Origin of the sequence: Pseudonocardia sp. MH-G8 (assembly GCF_002262885.1) — a bacterium.
In the GTDB taxonomy this organism is placed as follows: Bacteria; Actinomycetota; Actinomycetes; order Mycobacteriales; family Pseudonocardiaceae; genus Pseudonocardia.
In genome coordinates, this window is the sequence record NZ_NKYF01000003.1 from 312694 (window position 1) to 327489 (window position 14796).

The 14796-nt window shown below is 72.7% G+C and carries 17 protein-coding genes; 6 read left to right on the top strand and 11 right to left on the bottom strand.

Going from position 1 to position 14796, the window contains the following annotated elements; translation table 11 throughout:
* The first annotated feature begins 70 nt into the window (after window positions 1–70).
* Both CFP66_RS10890 and CFP66_RS10895 read left to right on the top strand, forming a co-directional pair.
* The gene (locus CFP66_RS10890; RefSeq protein WP_094922720.1) at window positions 71–664 is read left to right on the top strand and encodes a hypothetical protein; all 594 of its coding nucleotides are present in this window, start codon (window positions 71–73) and stop codon (window positions 662–664) included.
* Window positions 665–843: 179 nt separating this feature from the next.
* On the top strand, window positions 844–2310 hold the full coding sequence (locus CFP66_RS10895) for an O-antigen ligase (protein ID WP_143517214.1): 1467 nt from the start codon (window positions 844–846) through the stop codon (window positions 2308–2310).
* Here the strand turns inward: CFP66_RS10895 and CFP66_RS50255 are convergent.
* The gene (locus CFP66_RS50255; RefSeq protein WP_094922723.1) at window positions 2202–2711 is read right to left on the bottom strand and encodes a pentapeptide repeat-containing protein; all 510 of its coding nucleotides are present in this window, start codon (window positions 2709–2711) and stop codon (window positions 2202–2204) included. The genes CFP66_RS10895 and CFP66_RS50255 overlap by 109 nt on opposite strands.
* 35 nt (window positions 2712–2746) lie before the next feature.
* Between CFP66_RS50255 and CFP66_RS10905 the strand changes: the two genes are divergently transcribed.
* Entirely contained in the window at window positions 2747–3292 is a 546-nt protein-coding gene (locus CFP66_RS10905) for an AAA family ATPase (protein WP_198961369.1), read from the top strand.
* A gap of 111 nt (window positions 3293–3403) precedes the next feature.
* On the opposite strand, the gene CFP66_RS10910 is transcribed toward CFP66_RS10905, so the two are convergent.
* Together CFP66_RS10910 and CFP66_RS47135 are read right to left on the bottom strand one after the other, a co-directional pair.
* Window positions 3404–3841, bottom strand: a complete 438-nt coding sequence (locus tag CFP66_RS10910) for a hypothetical protein (protein WP_143517215.1) — start codon at window positions 3839–3841, stop codon at window positions 3404–3406.
* Between the two features lie 78 nt (window positions 3842–3919).
* On the bottom strand, window positions 3920–4375 hold the full coding sequence (locus tag CFP66_RS47135; protein WP_143517216.1) for a hypothetical protein: 456 nt from the start codon (window positions 4373–4375) through the stop codon (window positions 3920–3922).
* A 465-nt stretch (window positions 4376–4840) separates the two neighbouring features.
* Between CFP66_RS47135 and CFP66_RS10915 the strand changes: the two genes are divergently transcribed.
* Complete coding sequence (locus CFP66_RS10915) at window positions 4841–5185, top strand: putative quinol monooxygenase (RefSeq protein ID WP_094922729.1); 345 nt, start codon at window positions 4841–4843, stop codon at window positions 5183–5185.
* Here CFP66_RS10915 and CFP66_RS10920 read toward each other — a convergent pair.
* A complete protein-coding gene (locus CFP66_RS10920) occupies window positions 5137–5484 on the bottom strand; it encodes a DoxX family protein (RefSeq protein ID WP_094922730.1) in 348 nt (115 codons plus the stop codon). The genes CFP66_RS10915 and CFP66_RS10920 overlap by 49 nt on opposite strands.
* Window positions 5485–5604: 120 nt before the next feature.
* Here CFP66_RS10920 and CFP66_RS10925 point away from each other — a divergent pair, with 120 nt between their 5' ends.
* Window positions 5605–6471 carry a sigma-70 family RNA polymerase sigma factor gene (locus tag CFP66_RS10925; protein WP_255413844.1) on the top strand — a complete coding sequence of 289 codons (867 nt, stop codon included), beginning with the start codon at window positions 5605–5607 and terminating at the stop codon, window positions 6469–6471.
* Window positions 6472–6481: 10 nt separating this feature from the next.
* On the opposite strand, the gene CFP66_RS10930 is transcribed toward CFP66_RS10925, so the two are convergent.
* Window positions 6482–7300: an IclR family transcriptional regulator gene (locus tag CFP66_RS10930; protein WP_094922732.1), complete on the bottom strand. Its 819-nt coding sequence runs from the start codon at window positions 7298–7300 to the stop codon at window positions 6482–6484.
* Window positions 7301–7380: 80 nt separating this feature from the next.
* Here CFP66_RS10930 and CFP66_RS10935 point away from each other — a divergent pair, with 80 nt between their 5' ends.
* Window positions 7381–8382, top strand: coding sequence for a 2-hydroxyacid dehydrogenase (locus CFP66_RS10935; RefSeq protein WP_198961370.1), 1002 nt, complete (start codon window positions 7381–7383; stop codon window positions 8380–8382).
* Here CFP66_RS10935 and CFP66_RS10940 read toward each other — a convergent pair.
* The 6 genes from CFP66_RS10940 to CFP66_RS10965 are packed head-to-tail and all read right to left on the bottom strand — an operon-like array spanning window position 8360 to window position 14559.
* Entirely contained in the window at window positions 8360–9076 is a 717-nt protein-coding gene (locus CFP66_RS10940; RefSeq protein WP_094922734.1) for a sulfite exporter TauE/SafE family protein, read from the bottom strand. The genes CFP66_RS10935 and CFP66_RS10940 overlap by 23 nt on opposite strands.
* Entirely contained in the window at window positions 9073–10092 is a 1020-nt protein-coding gene (locus CFP66_RS10945) for an ABC transporter ATP-binding protein (RefSeq protein ID WP_094922735.1), read from the bottom strand. Before CFP66_RS10945 ends, CFP66_RS10940 begins: the two co-directional genes overlap by 4 nt.
* The gene (locus CFP66_RS10950) at window positions 10085–11110 is read right to left on the bottom strand and encodes an ABC transporter ATP-binding protein (RefSeq protein WP_094922737.1); all 1026 of its coding nucleotides are present in this window, start codon (window positions 11108–11110) and stop codon (window positions 10085–10087) included. Before CFP66_RS10950 ends, CFP66_RS10945 begins: the two co-directional genes overlap by 8 nt.
* Window positions 11107–12066, bottom strand: coding sequence for an ABC transporter permease (locus CFP66_RS10955; protein WP_094922738.1), 960 nt, complete (start codon window positions 12064–12066; stop codon window positions 11107–11109). Before CFP66_RS10955 ends, CFP66_RS10950 begins: the two co-directional genes overlap by 4 nt.
* Before the next feature lie 10 nt (window positions 12067–12076).
* Complete coding sequence (locus CFP66_RS10960) at window positions 12077–13006, bottom strand: ABC transporter permease (protein ID WP_094922740.1); 930 nt, start codon at window positions 13004–13006, stop codon at window positions 12077–12079.
* Window positions 13003–14559: an ABC transporter substrate-binding protein gene (locus CFP66_RS10965; RefSeq protein ID WP_094922741.1), complete on the bottom strand. Its 1557-nt coding sequence runs from the start codon at window positions 14557–14559 to the stop codon at window positions 13003–13005. The genes CFP66_RS10960 and CFP66_RS10965 overlap by 4 nt, the downstream gene beginning before the upstream one ends.
* Window positions 14560–14796 lie beyond the last annotated feature (237 nt).

Consider the following 14796-nt stretch of genomic DNA (forward strand, 5'->3'; position numbering starts at 1 on the left):
TGCCAGAAACCGACCTACATCGTTCGTAGCCTTCTCCTCGTCGCCGAAGCTCAACGACGGAGGAGGACGGATGATCCACGAAGCCGCGGTGTTCCAGCTGGCGGACGAGGCCGCGCAGCAGGCGTTCGGGCTTATCGGGCCCCAGGACATGGACAGCGAGCTCCCACCCCTGTTCGACATGCCCGGCGCGGATGTGGCGCTGCCGCTCCGGCAGGTGCTCGCTCACGGCGCCTACGACGAGGCGTGGATCCCCGACATGCTCGCCGGCGCGACCATGGACGAGGTCGGGAAGGACACCTTCGACGGCGACCTGCTCGGCGACGACCCGCACGCCGGCTACGCCCGCATCGCCGAGCGGGCCCGCATGGCGGCGGCGCGGGTGACCGACCGCGACGCCGTCGTCCACTGCGGGTACGGCGACGTGCCGATGTGGGACTACTTCTGGCAGCTCAACGTGGCGCGCAGCCTCGCCGCGCACGACGTCGCACGGCACCTCGGCGGGGAGTCGCCGCTGACCGAGGAGCTGGCGCAGGCGATGTGGGAGGGCACCGCGCCGGCCGCCGACATGTGGCGATCCTTCGGGATCTTCCGCGCGGAGGTCCCGGTCGCCGACGACGCTCCGTGGCGCGCGCGCTTCCTGGGGCTCACCGGGCGGCGCTGGTGACGCGCCGAACGACGCGGGCGTAGACCCGATCGGGATCACCCACTCGGCGCCCGCTTCGGCCCCGTCGCTGCTCAGCGGTACCGGGTGGTCCGGAACCCACCTGGTCCACCGACACCCGATCCGGTCGACGTCCGGCGCGGGCGCAGCGCAGCCCCAGCCCGTCACGCACAGTGTCTGCCGTGACCGGACCTGTGACCGTCGCGCACCGCGCCCCGTTGCGCGACCGCGGCATCGCGCTGGGCCTGGGCGCCGCGGTGGCCTACGGCGCGCTCACGCAGGGCGCCTTCTACGGGGCAGGGACGATGCTGCTGTTCCTGGCGGCGGCCGCAGCCCTGCGGGTGACCGTGCGTGGACGGCGGCCCGGGCCCGGGATCACCGCCGCCTGCGCCTGCCTGGTCGGCTTCGGGCTCTGGGCCCTGGTCAGCGGGTACCTCGCCGGCGACGCGCCCGCGGCGGTCCCGACCGCCGTCCTGGCCGTCGCGGCCGCCGCCGTGGCGATGTCCGCGTCCGGTCTGCCGGAACGGGCGCGGCGCGTGCTGGTCGGCGTCGTCGTCGCGGTCGCGGTCGTCGTCGCGGTCTCGGGCTGGCTGGGCGTGGCACTGCACCTCGACCCGCTCGCGCTGCCCTCGGCCGGCCTCTGGCGCGCCGCGTCGACGCTCACCTACGCCAACGCGACGGCCGCGCTGCTCGTGGTGGGGCTCGTCCTCGTGGCCACCCGGCCATCCACCGGGCACGCACCGGACCCGGTCACCGCGGTCCTGCTCGTCGGACTCGTCGCGACGATGAGCCGGGCGGGCTTGCTGGCGCTGCTCGTCGCCTGCGGCGTGCACCTCGCGGTCACCCGCCGCACCGAACTCCCGCGACGGATCGCCGCGGCCCTGCCTGCGGCCGTGCCGACACTCGCCGGGCTGCTGCCGGGGCTACCCGACGGTGCGCCTGCGCACCCGCTCGCCGCGCTCGCCGGGGCCGCTGCCGGGCTGGCCGTCCTGGTGCTGTCGCGACGCGGGGCGGTGGCCGGCCTCGTCGCCGCCGCGGTCGTCACGACCGCGCTCGTCATGGCCACGCTGCTCGCTGCGCCGTCCGTCGCCGACGCGGCGCGGGCCGTCGGCACGGACCGGGTCTCCGCGAGCTCCGCCGAGCGCGCCGATCTCGCCCGCGCCACCGCCGAGCGGTTCACCACCGCGCCGCTGGCCGGCGTCGGGCCCGGGCAGCTGGACCTGCACTACGTCGACCACAACGGTGTGCCCGTACGCGCCGGCTACACCCACGACGAGTTCCTGCAGACCGCCGCCGAGACCGGTGTGGTCGGCCTCGCGGCGGTGCTGGCCGCGCTGCTCGCGCTCGCAGCCGCCGCGCTGCGGGGCCGGACCCGGGACGGCGCGGCCGCCGTCGCGCTGCTCGCCGCGTTCGCCGTGCACAGCGCCTTCGACTTCCTCTGGCACGTCCCGGTGCTGCCACTGCTGGTGGTGCTGGTCGTCACCGTTCTCACCCCGCACCACCCGTCCGAGAGGAGCACCTGTGAAGAACCATCGCAAGATCACCATCGAGGCCGGCCTCGTGGTCGCGTTGAGCGCAGCCCTGGCCTGGTCCGGTGGCGCCGCGAGCGCTGCCCCCGACCTCGGGCAGCAGAGCCCGCCCGTGGGTGAGCAGAGCGCACCCAGCGGCACGTCCGACGACCCGTCCGACGACAGCTCCTCCAGCGGTGAGGAGCCCGACGACTCCGGGGACTCCGGCGACGCCGGCGACTCCGCGGACTCCGGATCCGGCGACGACTCGGGAGACTCCGGGGACGGCTCCGGCGATTCCGGCTCAGGTGACTCCGGCTCAGGTGACTCCGGCTCAGGTGACTCCGGCTCAGGTGACTCCGGCTCAGGTGACTCCGGCTCAGGTGACTCCGGCTCAGGTGACTCCGGCTCAGGTGACTCCGGCTCAGGTGACTCCGGCTCAGGTGACTCCGGGTCCGGCGACTCCGGCTCCGAGGGCTTGGGCGAGGCGATCGGGATCTGATCCGAACCTCCTCGACGCGGCGCGCGGCGGCGGCGATCATGGGCTCTCGCCGTCGACCCGCCGCCAGGAGGAACCGTGCTACCGGAAACGTCCGCCGGGGTGCACCTCGTCACCGGCATCCAGGCCGCGAGCAAGTCCACCGTGGCGCAGGCGCTGGCCGAGCGGCTCCCCGGCCGGACGGTGCACGTGCACGGCGACCAGTTCCGACGTTGGATCGTGCGCGGCCGCGCCGACATGACCCCGGACGCGGGCCCGGAGGCCGTCCGCCAACTGCGCCTGCGGCACCTGCTGACGGCCCGCACCTGCGACGGCTACGCGGACGCGGGCTTCACGGTGGTCGCCCAGGACGTCGTGCTCGGCGAGGAGCTCTCCGGGCTCGTCGCGGAGATCCGCAGCCGCCCGCTGCACGTGGTCGTCCTCGCGCCGCACCCCGAGGCGGTCGCGGCACGCGAGGAGGCGCGGGGCAAGCAGGCCTACGACCGGTGGACCGTCGATGCCCTCGACCGGGCCCTGCGCGAGGAGACGCCGCGACTGGGACTGTGGCTGGACAGCTCGCGGCTGTCGGTCGAGGAGACCGTCGAGGAGGTGCTGCGCCGCGACGTCGAATCCCGGATCGACTGAGAACACATTCGCCACGAGCACCATCGCGGGCAGCGGCACCGCGAATCCCGATAGCAGCCGGAGCCCGGCAGGCGAAGAGTTCGGCGTCCGATCACCACCGAGCGGAGGCGGTCACTCCCACGGGCGCTCCGTTCGCAGATCGAACGTCATCAGTCGGGTTCCGCCGACTGCATCGCTCCACGCCCCCTCGGGCGGGTCGCCCCACCACTCGTAGCCGAACTGATCGGTCCACTCGCGGTGTTCTGGCGTATCGAAGATCGTCCAGTAGAGGTAGTCGCCCTCTTGCCCAGAATCGATCGGCGGCGTTTCCGTGGTGGGATTGGTGCCGAGCTCTCCGAATCGAATGCCCAGCCGTGTGTCCCCACGAACATGCCTGAGGTAGATCGCGAACTCGTCCGTCAGCCAGCACTCGACAGTTCCAGAACGCAGACTCGGCATTGCGTAACAGTTCCACAGCAGAATCCTGGCGACATTGATCGACCACTCCTGGTCGATCTCGCCGCGAAACGGAATAGCTGGCGGTTTGTCGTCCACTGTCGGCGGCTTCACCAGCGGCTCCTTCGAGCATTTGAGGATCGACGACCCATCATGACAGGCAGCCGAAGGATCGTCAACGAGTGACTCGCTTCACGGCTTGATCGCTGCATTGACGAAGTCCGGACATCTCCACGACCCGTCGGCATTGTCACAATAGGCAGTGACAACCCCGAACTGTCCAGGGCCCGCCCACTCGCCGTAATCGATGATCACAATCACAGGTACGCTCTGCACTACAGTGCAGCCGGTGATGTAGCACTTGAACTGCCGCGCAGCACTCGTGTGCGCGATCCGGCCGTTAACCTGTGACTCAACGGAGTCCGGGCGTCGAACGATACTCTCCACAACTCCGAGATCCGTGATGCCATGCTTGTTCAAGATCTTCTCATAACCAAACCCGGCCCTCGGTTTTCCGGCGGACCAATAACCTCTGCGAAGAACGACGTCGTTGCCACGTCCATCCTCCCAGGTCTTCATCACCTCGCCCTGAATCGACACCGGCGGCGGGGCCTGCGCGTAGGAAACCGCCGGCAGACCGACCAGCACGGTAAGCGTGACGCACAGGACTCCCGCGAATCGCACGAGCCGCCGACATGGACGAGATCTCGACATTGTGGGCAGCACTCTCCCAGGTCCCCCTCAGGCGATCGAGCAACGCGCCACTCAGCAGTTGATCCACGGAGAAGTGTGGGAGGAGGGTCGTCATCGCGTGGCCGAATGGAAGAAGTCGTGCGCGCGACCACCCGTTCGGCGGACACGAACCCGCACCGGCTGCCCGCCGGGCACCGGTGGCTCGGGCGGCCGGTCGACATGATCGGTCACTGCGGTGCCAGAACCGCATCCGCGCGTCGCTGCGACCGCAGACGCTGATCAAGCCTGCAGCACGGCCGCTCCTTCCCGAAGCCGCCGCCACCAGGCACTGACCACACGACCCCCCGGTCGGGCCCGTAGCTGATCCCGCTGTCGCGTTCCTCCAATCCCGGCTCGCCAACGGGATGACAGGCTGGCCGGATGTACGGGTACATCGCCAGCATGCGGACCAAGCCGGGCCTGCGCGACGAGGTCGTCGCCCTCCTTCTCGAGGGCCTCGACGGGTTGCGCGCCACGGGCTGCCGCTCCTACGTCGTCAGCGCCTGCGCCACCGACGAGGACCGCATCTGGGTCACCGAGGTCTGGGAGAGCGCCGAGCACCACGCCGCGTCCCTGCAGCTGCCGGAGACACGCGCGGCGATCGCGCGCGCGATGCCGATGCTGACCGGCGAGTTCACGAGCCAGGAGTCGCAGGTGGTGGGAGGGCTCGGCCTCGGTCACACGGCGAGCCCCAACACCAGGGAGGACGCCGCCAGCAGGAGGTAGGCGCCCGGGAAGGCCAGTGCGTAGTTGCGGGCCCGCAGGTGCGTGAGGACCGCGCCGACGAACATGAGCGTCAGCCCGACCGCCGCCGCCGTCCCCACGAGGGGGACGCCGGCGAGTCCGAGCAGCAGTCCCGCGGCGCCGGCCAGCTTGAGCAGGCCCAGCGGCCTCAACCAGGAGCGGGGCACGCCCACGCTCGCCGAGTTGGCGAGGACGAACCCGGTCCGCGCCAGATCGGCGGCGGCCATGGCGGCGTTGGCGGCGATCGCGGCCGTGGTGACCACGAGGTACGCGATGGTCATTCCTCCTCCGACCTCCGGGTGCGGGGACGGATCATCTGTAGGGTCACGGTGGGCCTTCCGACGGGTTGACGAGGTGCGTGGCTGCCCCTCTGACGCACCCCGACCGCGAAAGGTGACCCCGTGCCACGAGATCATCGGGTGGCCGAGCGCTTCGACGCCGACCGCGACCACCTGCGGGCCGTCGCCCACCGGATGCTGGGCTCCCGCGACGAGGCCGACGACGCCGTGCAGGAGGCGTGGCTGCGCGCCGACCGGATCGACCTCGACACGGTCGAGAACCCCACCGGCTGGCTGACGACCGTCACCGCCCGCGTGTGCCTCGACATGCTGCGGGCCCGCCGCGCCCGGCCCGTGCCGTCCGCCGCGCTGGTCGAGGCGCCGGACGCGGTGGAGCCCGAGGCCGAGGCGGTACTCGCCGAATCGGTCGGTCGCGCCCTCCTCGTCGTGCTGGACCGGCTCTCCCCCGCGCAGCGCGTCGCGTTCGTGCTGCACGACCTGTTCGCCGTGCCGTTCGAGGAGGTCGCCGCCGCGGTCGACCGGTCGGTGCCCGCCGCGAAGAAGCTGGCCAGCCGGGCCCGCGAGCGGGTGCGTGGCACGCCCGTCACCGACCCGGCGCGCCACGCGGGCCACCGGCGCATCGTCGCGGCCTTCCTCGCCGCCTCCCGAGGCGGTGACCTCGACACGTTGCTGGAGCTGCTGGCCCCGGACGTCGTGCGCCGGGCCGACCGCGTGGCGGCACCGGCATCGGCGCGCTCGGTGCGCGGGGCCCGCCAGGTGGCCGACGAGACGAGGGAGTTCGCCGCGCGTGCCCGAGCGGGCGAGGTCGCGCTGGTGGACGGGAGCCCGGGCATCGTCATCGCGCCCCGCGGCCGGCTGCTCGCCGTGCTGCGGGTGCGGATCGACGGCGGCCGGATCAGCGAGGTCGACGTCATCGCCGACCCCGCCCGGCTCAGCCGGGTGGCGCTGGCGGTGGGACCGCTCCCCTGACGTCAGGGAGTCAGACCCATCCACCCGCGCTGTGCAGCGGCCCCACCACGCGCGCGATGCGGTCCGCGACCTGGCGCAGCGCCTCGACGACCTCGAGCTGGCGCCGCTCGTCCAGCCGCGCGATCGGGATCGACGCGCTGATCGCGTCGGTCGGCACGTCGGCGTAGTACAGCGCGACGGCGAAGCAGCGCAGCCCGAGGCTGTTCTCCTCGTTGTCCACCGCGTACCCGCGTTCACCGGTGGCGGCCAGGTCGTCGTCGAGCAGGGCGCGGTCGGTGAGCGTGTGCGGCGTGAGCTGGGTGAGCTCGGCGGGGATGTGCTCATCGCGCTCGTCGCCGTGGCGGGCCGCCAGCAGCACCTTCCCCAGGGACGTGCTGTACGCGGGCAATCGGCGGCCGACGCGGCTGTAGGGCCGCAGGTACTTGCTGGACTCCTTGGTGGCCAGGTAGACGACGTCCGTGCCGTCGAGCCGGCCGAAGTGGAAGGTCTCGTCCAGCTGCTCGCGCAGCTCGTCGAGGTACGGCGCGATCAGCGACAGGTACGGGTCCGAGTCCAGGTAGCTCGTGCCGGCGAGCAGGGCACGGATGCCGATGCCGTACAGCGTGCCGGTCGTGTCCGCGCGCACCCAGCCGTACTTGGCGAGCGTGCGCAGCAGCGCGTGCAGGCTGCTGCGCGGCACACCGAGCGCCTCGCTGAGCTCGCGCAGCCGCACCGGCCGGTTCTGCCGCGCGGCCAGGAACTCCAGGACCTCCACGGTGCGTGCCGCGGACTTGACCTCGCGGACCCCGGTGCCAGGCCCGTCGAGCGGGTCTGCCGGTCGTGGCGTCATGTGTTTCCCCTGTCTCCATATGAGGATGGCATGCACGATACTGCGAGGTGACAGAAGCGAGGTGACAGAAGGAGTGCCCTGTGCGTGAATCCCTCCGGGTCGTCGTGACCGAACCGATCATGGACCGGTTCCGCAGCGTCCTCACCAGGGACGGGACGAGCCCGCACCGGTGGACCTTCGTCCGCGAGCAGGACGCGCCTTCCCTGGCCGCCGACGCCGACGTCCTGGTGTGCTCCGCCGCCACGCCGCAGCTGCTCGGGGCGGCCCCGGACCTGCAGCTCGTGCACGTCACCGGCGCGGGCGTGGACAAGATCCCCGTGGGGCACCTGCCGCCCACCGCCGCGCTCGTCAACACGTTCCACCACGGCCGGTCGATCGCCGAGCACGTGCTGATGGTGTCGATGATGCTGCTGCGCCGGGTGCCGGCCGCCGACCGCGCCATGCGTCGCGGGGAATGGCGCAACGTGGTCGTCGACGACGCGCACCCGTTCGGCGGGGTGCTGGCCGGCCGCACCATGGGGATCGTCGGGCTGGGCGAGATCGGCGGGAGCGTCGCGGAGCTGGCAGGCCTGCTGGGCATGCGGGTGCGGGCGGTGCGCCGCGACCCGGGGGCACCGGCTCCGGCCGCGGTCGAGCACGTCGGACCGGTGTCGCAGCTGCACGCGATGCTCGCGGCGTCCGACGTCGTGGTGGTGACCGTCCCGCTGAACGAGCACACCCGCGGCCTCGTCGACGCCGCCGCGCTCGCCGCGATGCGCTCCGACGCCGTGCTGGTGAACGTCGCGCGCGGCGCGGTGGTCGACGAGCAGGCCCTGCACGACGCGCTGTCCGCCGGCACCATCGGCGGCGCCGGGATCGACGTGTGGTGGCGCAATCCGCGCGACGCCGACGCCCCGCCCCCGTCGAACCTCGACTTCACCGGCTTCGCCAACGTCGTGCTGACCCCGCACCAGTCCGGGCACACCGAGGAGGTCTTCGCCGGGCGGGCCGCCGACATCGCGGACAACGTCGACGCCCTCGCCGAGGGGCGGCCGCTGCGCAACGTGGTGCGGCCCGCCCTCAGACCAGCTGCTGGACGATGAGGACGACGGCGCCGAGCGCGGACACCGCGATGGCGGTGAGCCGCAGCCGGCGCCGGTCCAGCACCCGGTTCACCAGCCGGGAGAGCGCGTAGCCCGCCACCACCGCCGGGGCGAGCCACGCGGTGCGGGCGAGGACGTGTGCGTCGATGGCCCCGGCCAGTGCCAGGCCCGCGATCGACAGCGCGGAGCCCACCAGGAAGAACCCGCCCATGGTGCCGCGCAGCCGCGCGCCGGAGGAGCGCTGCCAGACCAGGGCCATCGGTGGTCCGCCGATCCCGGTGGCGGTGCCGAAGATGCCCGATGCCGCCCCGGCCGCGACGAGCGTGGGCCTGCGCGGCTCCGGCGCCCAGCCCAGCGAGGTCAGCGCCACCCCGAGCAGCACGACCCCGGCGAGCATGAGCGCCAGCCCTTGCGCGGGCAGGAACGCCACGAGCAGGCTGCCCACCACCGTGCCCGGCGCACGCCCGGCCAGCGCCCATCCCGTGCCGCGCAGGTCGATGCTCGCCCGCTCGCGGACCGTCACCAGGAGCGTGACGAGCGCGCCGGACAGGACGATGACGCCCGGCACGAGCGTCGGGTCCACCAGCGCGACGATCGGGGCGGCGAGCATGCCCATCCCGAAGCCGATCGACCCCTGCAGGCAGGCGGCGAGCAGCACCGCCACCGCGACCAGGGTGAACGCGGGGACGCTCACCGGGACCGGGCCAGCGCCTCCGGCTCGGTGCCGAGCGGGTGGACGAGCGGGTGGTGGCACTCCGCGTCGTGCCCGTCCCCGTCCCGGACCGGTGGTGGCGCCTGCGTGGCGCACACGTCGGTGGCCTTCCAGCAGCGCGTGCGGAACCGGCAGCCCGACGGCGGGTCGAGCGGCGAGGGGATCTCCCCGTCGAGCACGATCCGGTTGGCCCTGCCGTTCGGGTCCAGCGACGGCGCGGCGGACAGCAGCGCCGCGGTGTAGGGGTGGCGGGGCCGGTCGAAGACCTGCGCGGTGGTGCCGGACTCCACGATCCGGCCGAGGTACATGACCGCCACCCGGTCGGCGATGTGCCGGACCACGGACAGGTCGTGCGAGATGAAGACGTAGGACACGCCGAGCTCGCGCCGCAGCTCGGCGAGCAGGTTGAGCACCTGGGCCTGCACGGACAGGTCCAGGGCCGACACCGGCTCGTCGCACACCACGACGTCGGGGGCCAGTGACAGCGCCCGGGCGATGCCGATGCGTTGCCGCTGCCCGCCGGAGAACTCCTGCGGGTACCGGTCGGCGTCCGAGGGGCGCAGGCCGACCAGGTCCAGCAGCTCGCCCACGCGCGCGGCCCGGTCGCGGGACGTGGCGTACATGCCCCGGTGCGTGCGCCACGGCTCGGCGACGATCTCGCCGGCCGTCATGCGGGCGTTGAGCGAGTCGTAGGGGTCCTGGAACACCATCTGCACGCGGCGGCGGAAATCCAGCAGCTCCTTGCCGCGCAGCGCGAACGGGTCGGTGCCGTCGAAGCGCACGGTGCCTGCGTCGGGGCGCTCCAGCATCAGCAGGGTGCGCGCGAGCGTCGACTTGCCGCAGCCGGACTCGCCGACCAGGCCCAGCGTCTCCCCGCGGCCCAGCTCGAACCCGACCCCGTCGAGGGCGCGCAGCTGCCTGGTCCGCCGCCCGGAGCGGACGGCGAACTGCTTGGTGAGGCCCTCGACCTGCACCAGGGGCGCGGACGCGTCAGGCATGCTCGACCTCCGACGGGTGGAAGCAGGCGACCGCCCGGTCCTCGCCGGGCGGTCCGAGCGACGGGCGCGCGGCCCGGCAGTCGTCGCGTACGAGAGGGCATCGGTCCTGGTAGACGCAGCCGTGGGGCACGAGGGCGAGCTCCGGCGGGGCGCCGCCGATCGAGCGCAGCTCCTCCCCCGGCGCGACGTGCTCGGGCACCGAGTCGAGCAGGCCCTTCGTGTACGGGTGCCGGGGGGCGGCGAACACGTCCCGCACCGGCCCGGTCTCCACCACCACTCCTGCGTACATGACCGCGACGCGGTCCGCCTCCTCGGCCACGAGCGCCAGGTCGTGCGTGATGAGCACGACGGCCATGCGGTGCTCGGTGCGCAGGTCGCGCAGCAGCGCCATGATCTGGGCCTGCACGGTGACGTCGAGCGCGGTCGTCGGCTCGTCGGCCAGCAGGACGCCGGGCGACAGGGCCACGGCCATCGCGATGAGCAGGCGCTGGCGCATGCCGCCGGAGAACTGGTGCGGGTAGGAGTCCACCCGTACCTGCGGCTCCGGGATGCCGACGCGGGTCATCAGCTCGATCGCGGCGGCCCGGGCCTCCTTGCGGCCCATCCCGCGGTGGATCCGGAAGGGTTCCGCGAGCTGGGTGCCCACCGGGTATACGGGGTTGAGCGCGGTGAGGGCGTCCTGGAAGACGATCGCGATCTCCGGGCCCGCCATCGCCAGGCGGGTCCGCTCGGTCGCGGTGACGAGGTCGACGCGACCGGCTCGCGCATCGACGTGAACGGCGCCCGCGGTCACCTCGGCGACGGGGTCGAGCAGGCCGACGACCGCGCGCGCGGTCATCGACTTGCCGCAGCCGGACTCGCCCAGCAGCGCCAGCGTCTCGCCGCGGCGGGCGGTGAAGCCGACTCCGTCGACGGCACGGACGGTGCCCTCGGGGGTGCGGATGTCGACGGTCAGGCCCTCGACCTCGAGGGCGATCCCGTGAGCGCGGGCGGTGGTGTCCTCGGCGGTGGCGGTCATACCCCGGCCCCCTCGATCTTCGGCGTGTGGGTCGCGGCGCCCCGCGTCGTGAGCCGCCAGCGCTGGGCCGGGTCGGTGGCCAGGCGCGCCCACGCCGAGAGGATCGTCGCCGATACCGTCGTGAGCACGATGGCCAGCCCGGGGAAGAACGACAGCCACCACGCCGTGCGCAGGTAGGTGCGGCCCTCCGCGACCATCAGACCCCAGCTGACCTGCGGCGGCTGGATGCCGATGCCCAGGAACGACAGCGACGACTCGGCGAGCGTGACGTAGCAGAAGTCGAGCGTCGCCACCGTCAGCAGGGTCGGCAGGATCACCGGGAAGACGTGCCGGCGGATGATCTGCCCGCTCGGCGTGCCGAACGTGCGGGCGGCGTCGACGAAGCCGCGCCGCTGCAGCTCGGCCGACTCGGCGCGGGCCGTGCGCAGGAAGACCGGGATGCGGGTGATCGTCAGCACGGCGACGATCGTCGCGACGCCCGGGTCGAACACGTAGAGCACGACCACGGCGAGCAGCAGCGACGGGAAGCTCATGATGACGTCGGCGACGCGCATCGCGACCGTCTCGCGGCGCCCCCGGTGGAAGCCGGCCCACATGCCGATCGAGGCGCCGATCAGCATCGCGAGCAGCACCGTCGGCAGCGCCACGGAGAAGGTGGTGGAGCTGGCGACGATCAGCCGCGCCAGCACGCTGCGGCCCAGCGGGTCGGTGCCGAGCAGGCCCAGCCAGCCCAGCTGGTCGAACGACAGCGGGGGCAGCCGGGACAGGGCGAGGTCCTGGCGCTGCGCCGCCCCGCCGAGCAGCAGCGGCCCGAAGACGGCGCACAGCGCGGCCAGCGACAGCACCGCGGCCGCGACGACGGCCACGCGGTCGGCCAGCAGCAGCCGCGACAGCGGGGGCGTCCGGCGCCGTGGCGCGGCGGTCGCCTCGGGCGGGTTCTCCGTGGTGGTGGACACGAGCGGGCTCCTAGACGGTCGCGGCGTCGCGGACGCGGGCGTCGAGCAGGGCGTAACCGACGTCGATCAGGATGTTCATCACGAAGATCGTCACCGCGGTGAGCAGCACGGCGGCCTGCAGGACGGCGAAGTCGCGCTGCAGGATCGAGTCGATCATCAACTTGCCGATGCCGGGCCAGCCGAAGATGGTCTCGACGATGACGGCGCCGTTCACCAGCGACACCGCCAGGTCGCCCGCCACGGTCAGGGCGGGCGCGGCGGCGTTGCGCAGGGCGTGGTGGGTGACGACGCGCCGGTTGTCGGCGCCCTTGCTCCGGGCCAACCGCACGTACGGGGCGGACAGCGCCGACACCATCGCGCCGCGGACCACCTGGGTGAGCACGCCCAGCGGCCGGACCATCAGCACGAGGATCGGCAGGATCCAGGACAGGATCCCGTTGTCGGTGCCCGACGTCGGCAGGATGCCGAGCACGACGGCGAACATCCACACGCCGGTGACGGCGAGCCAGAAGTCCGGGACGCTCGCGCCCGTCATGGACAGGAACGAGGAGACGCGGTCGGCGAGCGAGTTGGGGCGGTAGGCCGCCCAGCTGCCGATGACCACCGCGCCGAGCACGGCGAGCACCATCGTGGCGCCCGCGAGCTGCAACGTGTACGGGTAGGCGCGCAGCACCATCTCCGCGGCGGGTTCCTCGGTGCGCAGCGACGTGCCGAAGTCGAGCGACGCGACGCCGGCGAGGTAGTCAAGGAGTTGCCGCCACACCGGCAGGTCGAAGCCGTTGGCCTGCGCGAACGCCTCGCGCTGGGCGGGGGTGGCGGCCTCGGGCAGGTACAGCGAGGTCGGGTCGCCGGTGAGCCGGGCGAGCAGGAACACGCCCAGGAGCACGACCAGCAGCGGCAGCGCGCTGCTCAGCGCGCGCTTGCGCAGGAACGTCGTCACGGCCGGCCTCCGGGGATCGGCGACATCTCGGCCAGCCGCATCTCGTCCCCCGTGGCGGAGTTCGGCTCGTAGGCCAGCCGCGGCGAGCGGGCGAGGATGCCGCGCATGTGCGCGATGTAGGCGTACTGGTGGACGGACTCCGGCTCCTGCGCGAACAGCTGTCCGAACGCCTCCTGCCGGGCGTCCCCCGCCTGCCCCTGCGCCCGGTCGATCAGCGCGTCGAGCTCGGGCGTGCCCCAGCTGCTCTGGTAGCCGTCGCTGCGCAGGTACTGCTCGACGCTGTTGGACGCGTCGCCCGACTGGTTGCCGTGCTGGATCATCAGCAGGTACGGGCCGGCGCCCTCGGGGAACGGGCGCTGCTGGTAGGAGTTCTGCTCCGCGGTGTCCATCATCTCGATGCCGGTCGTGAGCCCGGCCTCGCCGAGCTGGTAGGCGATGGCCTGCACGACCTGCTCGATGCGCGGGAACATCCCGCTGCGCGCGATGAACCGGATCGGGGTGTCGACCGGGACGCCGTCGGCACGTGCCTCGTCGACGAGCTGCCGGGCCCGCTCGACGTCGAACGGATCCGGCGTCAGGTCCGGGTTGAAGCCGACGACACCGTCGGGCACGAGCTGGGCCGCCGGCTGCGCGTCGCCGTTGAACAGGGCGCGGACGATCCCCTCGCGGTCGATGCTCAGCGAGACGGCCCTCCGGACGCGCATGTCGTCCAGCGGGGGCTGGTCGGCCTGGATGCGCAGGGCCGTCGTCTCGTTGTTCGGGTACGAGACGCCCAGCTCGCCTGCGCCGTCCTCAGGGCCGAGGCCGGTGGCGAGGTCGGCCTCGTCGTTGACGACCATCGCGGCGCGCACCGTGGGGTCGTCGCGCCACTGGTAGTCGGCACGGGCGAAGGCGGGCGCCTCACCCCAGTAGGTGGGGTTGCGCTCCAGCACCAGCCGGGTGCCCGCCTCCCAGGCGCCGATGGCGTAGGGCCCGGTGCCGACCGGTTCGCGGACCTTCCCCGTGGGGTCGGTCGAGGGCGCCACCATCTCCACGAACGACAGCTTCAGCGGCAGGATCGGGTCCGGCTCCGGCGTGGTGACCTGCAGCGTCAGCGGGTCCGGCGTGGCGAGTTCCAGGTCGGTGTCGCCGAAGACGTAGCCCTCGACGTCGCAGCCGATCGTGCCGTTCACGGCGCGGTCCACCGCGAACGCGGCGGCGGCCGAGTCGAACGGCGCGCCGTCGGAGAAGGTCACGCCTTCCCGCAGCCGGAACGTCCACGTGGTGGGCGCGGTCTGGGACCACGAGGTGGCCAGCAGCGGCTCGAGGTCACCCGTCGTCGGGTTGCGCTCGGCCAGCGGCTCGGTGATGTTGGAGCGCACCACGACGCCCGTGGAGGTGAGCGACGCGTCGCACGGCTCCAGGGTCGGCGGCTCATCGGTGATCACGATCCGGACGGTGTCCGGTGCGGCGCTCGCCGCCGCGCCGCCGCTGCAGGCGGTCGCGGTGAGTCCGAGTACGGCGACCATGGCCAGTGCGGCTCCCGGGTGCCGGGTTCTCGGGCGGGAGGGCATCGCTCTCCCTTCGGCAGAAGTCATCGTTGGTCCTCCGCGCGCACCGGGGTGGATCTCGCGGGACGCGACCATCCACGTATGCAGACGTCGTTTCGATCCGTGGATAACGTAGGGACGAGCGCTGGAGCCGTCAACCCCTGATCTATCTACATATGAGGACGCTGTTCACGGTTATGCTTGGTCGCTGTTAGCGTGGCACTCGCCCGCCGATGCCCCACCGTTGAGGAGATGCACGTC